The organism is Streptococcus caballi DSM 19004 (assembly GCF_000379985.1).
Taxonomy (GTDB): Bacteria; Bacillota; Bacilli; order Lactobacillales; family Streptococcaceae; genus Streptococcus; species Streptococcus caballi.
Genome location: NZ_KB904107.1, coordinates 80,582 through 93,308, shown reverse-complemented (window position 1 = coordinate 93,308; position 12,727 = coordinate 80,582). Strand labels below are relative to the sequence as shown.

Here is a 12,727-nt window from a genome sequence, read left to right as displayed (position 1 = left end):
TGATTTCCCTTCTTCCGAGTGAAGTAGAACAAGTTCTAGTTTTTCAGAGACAGACTTTGGACTTCTTTTGGACATAGTAAAACTCCCGTTATAGTTTCTAGTGAAAATTTTTGTTTTTTCACTGTCCACTATAAGGGGAGTATATCAGATAGATGTCATTTTTTGTGTTTATTTTGCTTCTGTATCTAGAAGATATTTAGCGACAAGCGCTGCTAGAATAGCGCCCAGAAGTGGAGCCAAGATGAAAATCCAAACTTGACTGAGTGCTGACCCCCCAGCAAACAAAGCTGGAGCTAAACTACGTGCTGGATTAGCCGACATCCCTGTAACAGGAATACCAACAAAATGAATCAAAGTTAGAGTTAAACCTATCACTAGCCCAGCTAGGCTGGCATTTCCTTTCTTAGCTGATGTCACTGTCATAATAACCAAAATAAAGATAAAGGTTAAAACAGTTTCAACAAGGAAACCTGTAAAAAGTGAATAGCCATCAGAAACCACATTTTGACCAAGAGAAGAGCTGTCACCAGTAATTGACAAGAGACAAAGCGTTGCTAAAATGGCACCGACTACTTGGCCACAAATGTAAGTCACTAATTCCTTAGCATCCATACGTTTATTGATATACATAGCAACGGAAACTGCTGGATTAAGATGTGCGCCAGATACAGAGCCAATGCTGTAAGCGGCAGCGACAATTGTCAAACCAAAAGCAAGGCCGATAGAGGCGTAGCCAATAACATTACTAGCACCGCCACCTAACACAGCAGCTCCTGTCCCTACAAAGACAAGAATAAATGTACCAATAAGTTCAGCAAAAAATTTTTTCATGATAAAAACTTCCTTTCCAATAATATTCTAGCCTTATTAAATGACAAATGCAAGGATCTTGAACTATTATTTAATAAAAAGTAATCATGCTCAAGAGGCACTACAACCCAAAAATGGGACAGAAGAAAAGCACCTTTATGCAACCAGTTTTCTGTAAGCTACAGGAGACTGGTCACTGTGTAAGATGACTCCTTGAATCAATTCCAGTTGGTTGAGAGGATCAAGCACAAAGTCAGTATCTTGACAAGCTTCTCTAATGATTGTTCCGATTGAAAATCACGGTCTAGCTTGTTCCCCGTCACATCATATGGATTGCCTAGATGTGGCATCCTCTTAGGACGAGTGCGATAGAGCCAACCACTATCCTTCATGATATGATAAACTTTCTTACGGTTGACGATGGGCTATGAGTTTTCTTGAGCAATCGTGTGATGGTACGATAGCCATAGATAACCTGATTGTCCATACAAAGTTGCTTAATTTTATCGACAATTCCATCTCGTTTTCCAGACTTTCCGTCCCCGGCTTTCCAACGGTAGAAAGTGGAGCGTTTAACATCAAAGCAGTCCAGAATGATGGACACTGGATAGACTTTCTTATATTCTTCCACCAGCTTGATAAGACTTACTTTGTCGATGGCCTTATCAAGCTCCGATACTTTTTAGTAATGCCACCTGCAGGCGTAACTGTTCCACTTCGGATAGCTGTCCTATCCCTTTACCGTAGTTACCCAAGCGTTGATGGAAACGATGCTGCTCTTCCTTCTCATACCATCTCATCCAAGTATAAACTTGACTATCATTCTTGATTTTCAAAGTCTCCACGATGACCTTATTGGACTTACCTGCCTTCTTCATCTTGATACAGACTAACTTAATTTCTACCGAATAGGCTTTTTTGATCATAACAAAACACTCCTGTTTCTATTAAACCAGAAACAGGAGTGTTTTTCTTCTATCTCATTTTAGGGGCCAGTCTCTTTTTTATTAAATAGCTTTTTCATCTTGTCCAAGCGCTCGTTGCACAGCTTTGACCACTTCAACAAGAACAAGCATTAACAGACTTCCAATAATAACTGCTCCCCATTGTGTCACTGACAAATGCGAAACATGGAACAGAGTGTTAAAACCTGGAACCACGATTGTCAACATCAAAAGAATGAAAGCAACAGGAATTGACCAATTAAAGGTTTTATTCTTAAAAGCACCAACTGTAAAGATAGATTGGTAAACAGATTTCACATTGAAAGCATGAATCAATTGAATAAGACCTAGTGTGGCAAAAGCCATTGTCAACGCATCTTCATGCATCATGTGGGTTTCTGCGTGTTCTGGATAAAGGAGCGCCCATCCATAAACACCAAGAACCAAAAGCGTTTGGAAAATTCCTTGATAAATAATAGCTCCCATAACACCACCATCAAAGAAACTTGACTTACGTCCACGAGGCTTGTGGGTCATAACACCTGGCTCAGCTGGTTCAACACCAAGAGCAATTGCAGGAAGGGTGTCAGTTACCAAGTTAATCCACAAGAGATGAACTGGCTCAAGTACATCCCAACCAAAGAGAGTGGCAAAGAAGATGGTAAAGACTTCAGCCATATTAGCAGATAGTAAGTACTGAATTGATTTTTGAATATTAGAGAAGACTTTACGTCCTTCTTCAACAGCAACAATGATTGTCGCAAAGTTATCATCTGCCAAGACCATATCTGAAGCACCCTTAGACACTTCTGTACCAGTAATTCCCATACCGATGCCGATATCAGCAGTCTTAAGCGATGGTGCATCATTAACACCATCACCTGTCATGGCAACAACCTTACCTTCTTTTTGCCAAGCTTTAACAATACGAACCTTATGCTCTGGAGACACGCGCGCATAGACAGAGTATTGTTTAAAGACTTTTTGGAATTCTTCGTCGGACAATTCATTGAGCTCTGCACCCGTAAAGACATGATCCTCACCATCGTCTTCAATGATGCCAAGACGTTTAGCAATAGCTTCTGCGGTATCCTGATGGTCACCAGTAATCATGATTGGACGGATACCCGCTTCTTTGGCTACTTTAACAGCATCTGCTGCCTCGGGACGCTCAGGGTCAATCATGCCAACCAAACCTGAGAAAATTAGGTCAGCTTCGACAATTTCTGTGTCAAGTGTAGGAACTTCTGACACATATTTATAAGCCATCATTAGGACACGTAGGGCTTGTTTGGCCAGGTCTTTATTGATTGCAAGAATCGTTTGTTTATCAGTCTCCGTAATAGAGCGAACATTACCATTCTCTTCAATCTTTGTCACCCGTTTGAGCAACTGATCTGGAGCACCCTTAACGGCAACAAAGTAGCGACCATCAGCCTGTTTATGGATTGTTGACATGAGTTTACGGTCCGAGTCAAATGGCAATTCAGCCACACGAGGTTCCATTTGCAAAGCATCACGGACATCAAAACTATGATCAAAACCAAATTGAACCAAAGCAGTTTCAGTTGGATCACCTATAAGTTTGCCATTTGGGTCAACTTTCGTATCATTGGCAAAGTTCATGATGCGTAAAGTATTGTTATCAGCAGCAATATCGCTAGCAGAACTTTGCAATTGACCATTCGTGTAAACCTTTTCGACAGTCATTTGATTCATGGTCAAGGTACCAGTTTTATCTGAAGCAATGATTTCTGTCGAACCAAGTGTTTCAACTGCTGGCAATTTTCGTACAATCGAATTACGTTTAGCAAGAGTGGTTGTTCCCATTGAAAGAACGATAGTAACAATGGCTGGAAGACCTTCAGGAATAGCAGCAACAGCAAGCGCAACGGCAACCATTAATCCTTTCAAAGGCTCTTCGCCTCGAACAAAAACACCTACAATAAAAGTCACAAGAGCAATGGCAACAACCAAATACGTTAACACTTTAGACAACTGGTTGAGGTTTTGTTTTAATGGTGTGTCAGTATCATCTGCATTTGCCAACATATTGGCAATCTTACCAACTTCCGTGTACATTCCTGTGTTGGTAATCACACCTGAGCCACGTCCGTAGGTAACATTTGAATTTTGGTAGGCCATATTGACACGGTCACCGATACCAGCATCAGCTGCTACAGACCCTGATAATGTTTTTTCAACAGGGACAGATTCACCTGTTAAGGCAGCTTCTTCAATTTTGAGAGAAGCTGCTTCCAAAAGACGCATATCAGCAGGGACAACATCACCAGCTTCTAGCATGACAATATCCCCTGGAACTAATTCTTTGGAATCAACTTCGATAACGTGTCCGTCACGACGTACACGGGCAATCGGGCTAGACATCTTTTTAAGAGCTGCAATTGCTGCTTCTGCTTGACCTTCCTGGTACACACCAAAGGCGGCATTAAGCACCACAACAGCTAAAATGATAAGAGCATCAGTCAGACCTTCGGTTCCCTCAGTGATGACGGATAGGGCTGCCGCAACTAGTAAGATGATAATCATCAAGTCTTTAAATTGGTCAAGGAATTTAGCCAAAAGACTGCGTTTTTCACCCTCATCCAATTCATTACGTCCATAGTCAGCCAAACGTTTTTGTGCCTCTGCTGTGGACAAGCCCTCTTTAGATGATTCTAAATGTTCCAAGACATCTTCTTTGTCTTGTGTGTAAAACAATTCTCTACTTTGTTCTTTAGACAAAATACGTTCTCCTTCTCTTAAAATCCAATACTCCTTTTGAGAGTATAAAGGGAATAATCCCTTTACCGCCTAGTCTCTTTTCATAAAAGAATGTAAAAAGAGACCTGTTTAAAAAAACAAGTCTCGCTGTTTAAGACAAGGCCGGAAACCAACGATTTCGTAATGACGACCTTGCCACGGATAAATCCGTCTGCTACTCCCTTGATATGTCTACAATTATACCAAAATGTCAGCCTAAAAAGCAAGCTATTTGCGTTTACAATCTTCCTTATAGGTAGTTTATAGAGATTTATATATAAAGAGAAAATGATTTTATTTCTTGCCTTGTACAGTGGTAAAAAACACCTGTTTCTAAACTTGAAAAGGTAATCAACAGTTGATAAAATAAGTATAAGTCAATGTCTAATTGATTGCTTAACATATTTAAATATTTTATCCAAAAATTTTTAATTGTTTGCATGTCCATAATTGGAGTAAAAAACCTATTTTTATTTACCTAATAAGCAGAAAATGAAACAGATTATGTAAACGCTTACCTTGAGGCGGGAGAGTTTTGTGAATGTTAAGACCTTCTAAATATCATATTATAAAAAAATGACTGAGTAAGTTTTAACAAATGGATCAGTTAAAAAAGAAGGTGACGTAGATAATCTTCTTGATTTGATAGTTGATTCTTTACTGAATAAATTTAGTTAGATGGGAGCTATTTATGTTGAAATATTTATGGAAGTTTAGGACAGAAAATTTGCTACTGTTTGTTATTATTATTTTCTGGGTAGTTGCTAATGTTATGAGTTCACTCTCTTTAACATGGATGCTGGACTCACTAATTAATAGTGAGTGGGATAGGTTTGTTTTTTGGGGTATCATAGATATTTCGTGTTGGGCAGGCTATAGTATTTTTCAAGTTTGGAAAGACACGTTAAAGGAAAAGCTATCTCAAAAAGAAGTTAACCTTATTCGTAATGATTTGTTAGATTCTTTAATTGCAAATTCTTATGTAGGTAATAATTATAGTAAAGCAGAATATAATTCATGGTTAATCAATGATATGACCTTGCTTAAGGATAATGGTTTCACGCAACTATATGATGCAATTGAAAGTGTTATGACAGTAGTATTTAATGCTTTTGCTATCATATATTTTCATTGGTTATTACTTACCGTTAGTATTTTGATGACAATTTTTGTCTACTTTGTCCCTAAAATTTTTGAAGGAAATATTGCTAATAAAACTGAAAAAGTTTCAGACGCATCTAGTATTGCTTTAAATCGTACAAGTGACTATTTAAATGGTTATGAAATTTTTTATCATAATAACCAAACAGATTATTTTAAAAACCGCATTTTAACCGATTTTACACAAATGATTAAGTCCAAAGTTAGCTTAACTAAAAGTTCTAGTACAGCTAATTCTCTCTCTTTAATGTCGAGTATCATTGCACAAGTAATCATTTTTATTGTAACTGGTTATTTAGTCATGAGAGGAAGTATTACAACGGGTGTCATATTCTCAATTGCAAATCTAACAAGTTCTTTATTCAACTATACTAGAGGTGCTGCTTATAATATTGTTACATTTAAAGCAACTTTTAAATTGTTAGATAAATACCCTAAGAAAGTTGAACAAGAACCGTTGGATGTTATTGAAAGCTTTAATCATACACTAAGGCTTCAAAATCTTCATGTCATTTTTGATAACAATAACACTATTGTATATCCTGATATTACTATTAAAAAAGGACAAAAAGTAGTTGTTGTGGGTGGGTCTGGTTCTGGAAAAACAACATTAATTCGAGTATTGACTGGAGAATTAACACATTACGAAGGTGATATTTTTATTGACAACCATAACTATAAAGAACTCTCACTGAGAGGTTTGCAAGATATTTTTGCATTGATTCCGCAAAAAGCATATCTTTTTAAAGATACGTTACTTGATAATATGACCTTAGGGCGTTCTATAGATAAAGACAATTTTGATGAGATTTTACATCTTTCACGCATTGATCGTTTTATTAAAGGACGTTTAAATCAGGAATATAAAGATGACTTATCTGGTGGACAGCAGGCAAGGATTTCTATTGCTAGAGAGCTACTTGGAGATAAACCAATTATCATTATGGATGAAGCTGTTGCCAATTTGGATAAAAAGACAGCAGTAGATATCGAAAGAGAACTTCTCCAAATAGAAAACTTGACAATTATCATGATTACTCATCATTTATATGATGAAAACAAAGAATTATTTGATCAAATTATTAGTATTGGAGATAAACATGGTTCGTGATTCATTTGATACAGCTTACTTTGATAAAAAAGTTATTGCTTTTTGAAAGTGAAAGATTAGAGTACTGCTATTTGGTTTATTAATTGAACAACAAAGCGACTTAGCCTATACGTCGTTTTGCTATTATTTAGGTGATTTTTCACGGGCAATTTCATCACTACTTTCTGATCTATTTTAGAACAAGCAAAAAGCCCTGAACAAAGGGCTTTTTCTTATGACGTTTAGTTCTCCCTATAGAGGTCCGTTTCAATGTAGATATAAATCTTATAAACAGGAATCTTTTCGCGAATATCTGCCTCAATTTGGTTGATGAGTTGAACGGAATATTTGATACAAAGTGTGTCCACCTCAATTTTAGCCGTAACTAAAATATCTATCGCACTCAAGTGAAGTATTTTGATATCAATCAATTTCTTCACCTCTTGACGGTCAAAGACTGAGCTGATAATGGGTAAATCTTTCTTGGTGATATTTTCCCAACCAAGAGACTGTAAAATTCACGGACTAATAAAAGAGCTGCTAGACAAAGCATGAATCCCAGCAGTAGCCCCGACAAGGCATCATAGAAGTCATTGTCTGTCAACGGTGTCAAAATAGTACCAATCAAGGTCAGAAACTGCCCAACCACCACGCAAGAAGATTACAAGGGCAACTCATCCGTATTCAACTCTTTGATTTCTTTGAAAGCCACACGCAGACTTAAAGATTCTAGCAACATACCAAAAATCAGAATACCAATGACAATTCCTGTTTTGTTAATGCCATGTTCTGGCGATGAAAGTTTTCGATGGCTTCCATGATACCTGGAAGCGCCACCTAAAAAGAAGTGAATCGTGGCAACAACAGTCGAATAAAAGTATTTAGCACGCACCTCTCTAAAAGAGTGACGTTGACTGGCTTGATTTTGGAATGCTTATCTCCAACCGGAAGAAGAAGCTGATTACCACCGTCAAACAAACTATAGATAGACTCATTCATCATGGCTGTAGATCCTGCCAAGGCAAAGCCTGCAAATTTCGAATAGCTACGAGAACATTGCTAAAAGTGGCATCAAGACACTGGCTATGCCACTTTTGTCTGTTCTTTCCATTATTGCCAACTAATTTCCATTTGATATTCTGCAAAAACGGACTCTGTTTCAGGCTGCTTTAGCTCGTAATTCATTTTAATCAGCTGATGATCAAAGTCAGCGTGATAAGTGCTAGTCTCGGTCAGTAGATGTTGATAGCCTAGGGGAGTCGGAATAGATACCATAACAGGATTATCCCGATGAAACCGCAAGACAGACTTGGGAGTTGAAAAGCGGGTCATGGTTAGCTCTTCTGAATTAGACTTAATCATAACTTTTTCGTTTTCGTCATTAGTAAAGACAAAATAATAATGACCATTTTTTTCTGTTACTTCAACAGGAAAGCGTTGATCAATCACTTCCATTTGACCGCCAAGGTCAATTTCGTTCCTCAGATGAATCTGCATAATCTCTCCTTAATGTGATAGTTTATTTTACCATTTTTTATACTAAGTTAAAATCAAAATAGGCATTTTTGATGTTTTCTCAAGTAGTGCGGAGGCCATCAGTTATTTCATTGCTAAGTTCGCTGTATTGAAATAGAAATTGTGATTATAGTAATAGATGTGACTTATTTTAACTTTCATTCTAGACTAACATTAGCCAATATGGTTAATCAAAAAGAGTGGGATTTACTCCACTCCTTAGCTTTAAAGCTCTGCTATCTTTTCAAAATAGAGGAGCGTAAAAGGGTTCCGCCCGTGTAGAGGGCAATGAAAATGACTAGAATTTTCAGGTTATTGATATCCAGGTTGCTGAGGAAAACAGCAGCCGTCAGAACACCCAGGACACCACCAATGATGATGCCCAGAACACCTGGCCAATTCACACGGTCAGATTTAATAAATTCATTAGAACCCGCAACCAGAATCATTGAAGCATCCAACATCATGACAGGAAGAGCTACTGAAGGATTGATGCCCATTAGGGAAAAGAAAATCAACTCAGGAGCATAATTGCCCAGTCCCATAGTCATCAACAAGCCAACCACAAAGTCGAAAACCATCCCTACCAAAAGCCAGATACCTGTCAAACCGCGCACATCATCCGAAATGCCTGCGCCAGGATTGGTCACCATGCGGTAAACCATGACAAAGGCTGCTAAAATCAGGAGAATTCCCAGCACGCGCTGTACTTTGCGCGTGTTCCAATTTTTAGTAATACGAGCACCGACAAAAGCTCCTGTAAAAGAAGACAAAGCCATACAAACCAAGGTAGTTATATCCACCTTAACGATGGTAATAAAACAAAGAGCTTCTACCATAACAGGAATAACATGGGCAGTGGTCAAAGTAGCTGGAATCTTGCGGTCATCATCCACCAACTTAGTCATCTTAAAAAGAGTCGTAGTCGTCGCAAAGGTTCCAATACCCAGAGTATCCAAAAGGTCTGTCACGTAGCCAATCCAAAGCCCTGTAAAAAATTTTTCTTTCAAATTTATCTGCTTAAGCCTAGCATGACGAAGGATGGTCACAAAAATCCCAATAATCAAAGCCAGCAAAAGCAACTGAATAGCATGTAAAATAAGATTATTTGTCATTCATTTATTGTAAGAGAAAATTAGGAATTTGTAAAGGTAAGGAAACTGTTAAGAAAATTAAATTTTCTTAGCGAAAATCGCATTATGCTAGTGACATGGCTTAATTAGTCATTCAAAATAGTACTATACACTTCTACTTTTTAGAGTAAATTCAAAATCTCGTTAAACAGGTCATTCTGTACTGGAGTGAGGCTAAGACCACGATAACCCACTCTCTTCTCTTTGACTAATCAAAAATCATCTGCGACAAGCTCCATTTTACTATATGTTTTCTAATGAAATGCTATCAAGTAACTTTCGAAAAAAACTATAAAAGTAATGTTTCCTTTAAAGAAAATAAGTGGAGTATTTACTACTATCCTAGCAAAAAAGAACTGTTCATCTAGATCAGTCCTTAATTTTGCTATTTCACTTTTGATGACTTGCGCATCTCGTCTTTCACTGGGCAAGAACAATCACAATCTCCGCAAGAACCTTTGCCCTTGATAAAGCTGCGCATTCCCCAAAAGACAGCCAGAGCAATCAGCCCTGTGATAATAATAGTTGCTAACATAAGTGACTCCTATTCTTGTGTTGTGGCAAGATTATCCAAGCTGATAACCCTCTCTTTGACTTGACGTGGTTTTCTAGCGATAAAGTAGACGGTGGTCAAGAGCAGAGCAACTGCCACTATTGTCCAAAAATTGATGGTTTTACCGTAAAAGAGAATCAAGCCGAACTGATAGATCATAAGACTGACCACGTAAGCCAGACCTGTCTGAAAACCAATAGCACCTAGTGTCCACTTAACATTGTTCATCTCACGCTTGATAGCCCCCATAGCTGCAAAACACGGCGCACAGAGTAGATTAAAGGTCAAGAAAGAATAAGCAGACAGCGCTGAGTAGTCAGCTTGAAGGCTGTGCCAGAGACTAGCTGTCGTATTGTCATTGTAGAGAATACCAAAGGTTGCTACCACAGTTTCCTTGGCCGCAAGACCTGTCCCTGCTGCCACTGCTGCCCTCCAGTTTCCAAAACCAAGCGGACTGAAAATCCAAGCTACCGACTTACCAAGACTAGCGAGGATACTGTATTCCGTTTCCACTGATTGAAATCTAAAGTTATAAGATGACATAAACCAAATCAAAACAGTCAGACTAAAGATGATAGTTCCCGCACGTTTGACAAAGCTCATAGCTTTACCAATGGCATAACGGAGAACCTTCATGACCTTAGGTAGATGATAGGCTGGCAATTCCATGATAAAGGGACTGGTGTAACCACCCAAAAATGACGTTTTCTTGAGGGCAATTCCTGATAAGATGATGGCAACCAAACCAACAAAATAGGTAGATGGTGCAATGAAAGGATTATGTGGAAAGAAAGCTCCCGCAATCAGAGCGATGATTTCCAGCTTAGCCGAACATGGCATGAAGGTAGCTGTCATAATGGTAATCTTTCGGTCGCGTTCATTTTCAATAGTACGGCTTGCCATAATCGCTGGAACCCCGCAACCTGTCGCAATCAACATAGGAATGAAGGATTTTCCAGACAAGCCAAAACGACGGAAAATACGATCCATGACAAAAGCGATACGACTCATATAACCAATGTCCTCCAGAATGCCCAGGCAGACAAAAAGAACAAAAATCTGTGGCAAAAAACCGAGTACCGTACCGACCCCAGCTATGATACCATCAATGATAAGTGATTCCAACCAGCCTGCAACATGCAAGTAATCAAGGACAGCCCTCACCCAATTTGGAACATATTCTCCAAAAAGCACATCATTAACCCAATCTGTCCACATGGTTCCAAACGTCTGTATAGACAGGTAGTAAACTAAGAACATAATGACTGTGAAAATTGGCAAAGCTAACACACGATTGGTCACAACCTTGTCAATCTTATCTGAGACGGTCATTTTGAAGTCACTATCTTGACTCTGTGCCATTTTTGCAACACGCTCAATAAAAGCATAGCGTTGATTGATGACGATAGACTCCGAATCTTCAGTGAAAATTTCCTCGGTAATCTTGATAATGTCGTTGATTTCACCTTTTTGAAATTCTGACAAATCCAAATCTGCCTCAACCAAGCTATCGCGTTCAAATAATTTGATGGCATAAAAACGTTCTGAACGTTCAGGCACCGTATTACCTAGAATCTCAACGATTTGGGCAATCGCTGCCTCAAATTTGTCATCATAGAGTGGATATTGGATAGTCTCAACGCTGGTTTTGGTAGTCTGATTGGCTGTTTTGATAGCCTTTTCAACGCCTGTATTTTTGACTGCACTGGTTGCCACGACAGGCAGGCCTAGTTGGTAGGACATCTTGTCCACATTGATAGATTTCCCTTGACTTTTAAGCACATCGCTCATATTAAGAGCAATAGTTACAGGAATACCTGTTTCAATCAGCTGAGTTGTCAGGTAGAGATTGCGCTCCAAATTAGTCGCATCCACCACATTAAGGATACTGTCAGCATGATTGCTGAGCAGATAGTCACGCGCCACCTTTTCCTCAGGACTGTAAGGGGACATTGAATAAATCCCGGGCAAATCCTGAACTTCTATAGACTTATCTTTCTTGGCTACACCACTCTTGCGTTCAACTGTTACCCCAGGCCAGTTACCAACTCGCTGATTGGTTCCTGTCACTAAATTAAAAAGACTGGTTTTCCCACTGTTAGGATTCCCAATTAAAGCTATTACTGTCATGACATCTCCTTGCTTGCTCTCACTACGCTAACCATCTGTGCTTCCGACTTACGCAGGGTTAATTCATAACCGCGCAGGCTAATTTCAATAGGGTCTCCCAGCGGAGCCACCTTGCGTAAATAAAGCTTGGTATGTCGTGTCAGCCCCATATCCATAAGACGTCGTTTAACCTCATTTAGGGCAAAAATATTGTCAACATAGGCGAATTCACCAACTTTGAGTTTGGACAAGGGGATGGTTTCCACATTCTCCTGGGCTTCACTAACATCAATTTTACTTAAGATGGACTGATCAAAGGCCAAGCGACTAGATTTAAGCATGATAATGGCACTGTTCTTGGTCTTGGAAACCATCTTAACAACCGTTCCAACATTGATACCAAGATTAGACAGATGACGTTGACTCTCTTCTGGTAAATCAATACTGACAATCGTGTAAGGTACATCTACCTTGGCATCTAATAAAATCAAATTTCTTGACCTCCTGTGAATCATTTGTTGCGGATACTTTTTATTGGTCAATTATAGCATAAAAAGAAGATAAATAGTGTATAAAATTGAATAAAATCATATTTTTATACACTATTTATAATGATTATAAATAAAACACGCTATAAATTAGAATAATT

Annotated in this window: 13 protein-coding genes; 1 reads left to right on the top strand and 12 read right to left on the bottom strand. The window is 38.6% G+C overall.

The window, feature by feature from the left end; genetic code table 11:
• Positions 1–168: 168 nt before the first annotated feature.
• From A3GS_RS0109485 to A3GS_RS0109475, 4 genes are all read right to left on the bottom strand, one after another.
• The gene (locus A3GS_RS0109485; RefSeq protein ID WP_018365165.1) at positions 169–831 is read right to left on the bottom strand and encodes an MIP/aquaporin family protein; all 663 of its coding nucleotides are present in this window, start codon (positions 829–831) and stop codon (positions 169–171) included.
• A 367-nt stretch (positions 832–1,198) separates the two neighbouring features.
• Positions 1,199–1,441 (bottom strand): transposase, encoded by a 243-nt coding sequence (locus A3GS_RS12475; protein WP_240430909.1) that lies wholly within the window; start codon positions 1,439–1,441, stop codon positions 1,199–1,201.
• 34 nt (positions 1,442–1,475) lie between these two features.
• Entirely contained in the window at positions 1,476–1,736 is a 261-nt protein-coding gene (locus A3GS_RS11790) for a hypothetical protein (protein ID WP_018365164.1), read from the bottom strand.
• A gap of 81 nt (positions 1,737–1,817) precedes the next feature.
• Positions 1,818–4,499, bottom strand: a complete 2,682-nt coding sequence (locus tag A3GS_RS0109475) for a cation-translocating P-type ATPase (protein ID WP_018365163.1) — start codon at positions 4,497–4,499, stop codon at positions 1,818–1,820.
• A 709-nt stretch (positions 4,500–5,208) separates the two neighbouring features.
• On the opposite strand from A3GS_RS0109475, the gene A3GS_RS0109470 reads away from it, so the two are divergent.
• Entirely contained in the window at positions 5,209–6,789 is a 1,581-nt protein-coding gene (locus A3GS_RS0109470) for an ATP-binding cassette domain-containing protein (RefSeq protein WP_018365162.1), read from the top strand.
• A 221-nt stretch (positions 6,790–7,010) separates the two neighbouring features.
• Here the strand turns inward: A3GS_RS0109470 and A3GS_RS13240 are convergent, their stop codons facing one another.
• The 8 genes from A3GS_RS13240 to A3GS_RS0109430 all read right to left on the bottom strand — a co-directional run bounded on the left by A3GS_RS13240 (position 7,011) and on the right by A3GS_RS0109430 (position 12,569).
• Entirely contained in the window at positions 7,011–7,199 is a 189-nt protein-coding gene (locus tag A3GS_RS13240; protein WP_026216356.1) for a hypothetical protein, read from the bottom strand.
• A gap of 5 nt (positions 7,200–7,204) precedes the next feature.
• The gene (locus tag A3GS_RS13235) at positions 7,205–7,417 is read right to left on the bottom strand and encodes a hypothetical protein (RefSeq protein WP_338062739.1); all 213 of its coding nucleotides are present in this window, start codon (positions 7,415–7,417) and stop codon (positions 7,205–7,207) included.
• Between the two features lie 12 nt (positions 7,418–7,429).
• Positions 7,430–7,660, bottom strand: a complete 231-nt coding sequence (locus tag A3GS_RS13230; protein ID WP_026216354.1) for a cation diffusion facilitator family transporter — start codon at positions 7,658–7,660, stop codon at positions 7,430–7,432.
• Between the two features lie 218 nt (positions 7,661–7,878).
• Positions 7,879–8,265: a YwiB family protein gene (locus A3GS_RS0109450; protein ID WP_018365161.1), complete on the bottom strand. Its 387-nt coding sequence runs from the start codon at positions 8,263–8,265 to the stop codon at positions 7,879–7,881.
• A gap of 254 nt (positions 8,266–8,519) precedes the next feature.
• Positions 8,520–9,398, bottom strand: a complete 879-nt coding sequence (locus tag A3GS_RS0109445) for a sulfite exporter TauE/SafE family protein (protein ID WP_018365160.1) — start codon at positions 9,396–9,398, stop codon at positions 8,520–8,522.
• Between the two features lie 403 nt (positions 9,399–9,801).
• Positions 9,802–9,951: a FeoB-associated Cys-rich membrane protein gene (locus A3GS_RS12470; protein WP_018365159.1), complete on the bottom strand. Its 150-nt coding sequence runs from the start codon at positions 9,949–9,951 to the stop codon at positions 9,802–9,804.
• A gap of 9 nt (positions 9,952–9,960) precedes the next feature.
• Entirely contained in the window at positions 9,961–12,099 is a 2,139-nt protein-coding gene (feoB, locus tag A3GS_RS0109435) for a ferrous iron transport protein B (protein WP_018365158.1), read from the bottom strand.
• The gene (locus A3GS_RS0109430) at positions 12,096–12,569 is read right to left on the bottom strand and encodes a FeoA family protein (protein ID WP_018365157.1); all 474 of its coding nucleotides are present in this window, start codon (positions 12,567–12,569) and stop codon (positions 12,096–12,098) included. Before A3GS_RS0109430 ends, feoB begins: the two co-directional genes overlap by 4 nt.
• Positions 12,570–12,727 lie beyond the last annotated feature (158 nt).

Coding starts and splice junctions, on each gene's coding strand:
- A3GS_RS0109445 (WP_018365160.1), bottom strand. CDS start 9,398: ATGACAAATAATCTTATTTTACATGCTATTCAGTTGCTTTTGCTGGCT.
- A3GS_RS0109485 (WP_018365165.1), bottom strand. CDS start 831: ATGAAAAAATTTTTTGCTGAACTTATTGGTACATTTATTCTTGTCTTT.
- A3GS_RS12470 (WP_018365159.1), bottom strand. CDS start 9,951: ATGTTAGCAACTATTATTATCACAGGGCTGATTGCTCTGGCTGTCTTT.
- A3GS_RS0109450 (WP_018365161.1), bottom strand. CDS start 8,265: ATGCAGATTCATCTGAGGAACGAAATTGACCTTGGCGGTCAAATGGAA.
- feoB (WP_018365158.1), bottom strand. CDS start 12,099: ATGACAGTAATAGCTTTAATTGGGAATCCTAACAGTGGGAAAACCAGT.
- A3GS_RS11790 (WP_018365164.1), bottom strand. CDS start 1,736: ATGATCAAAAAAGCCTATTCGGTAGAAATTAAGTTAGTCTGTATCAAG.
- A3GS_RS0109470 (WP_018365162.1), top strand. CDS start 5,209: ATGTTGAAATATTTATGGAAGTTTAGGACAGAAAATTTGCTACTGTTT.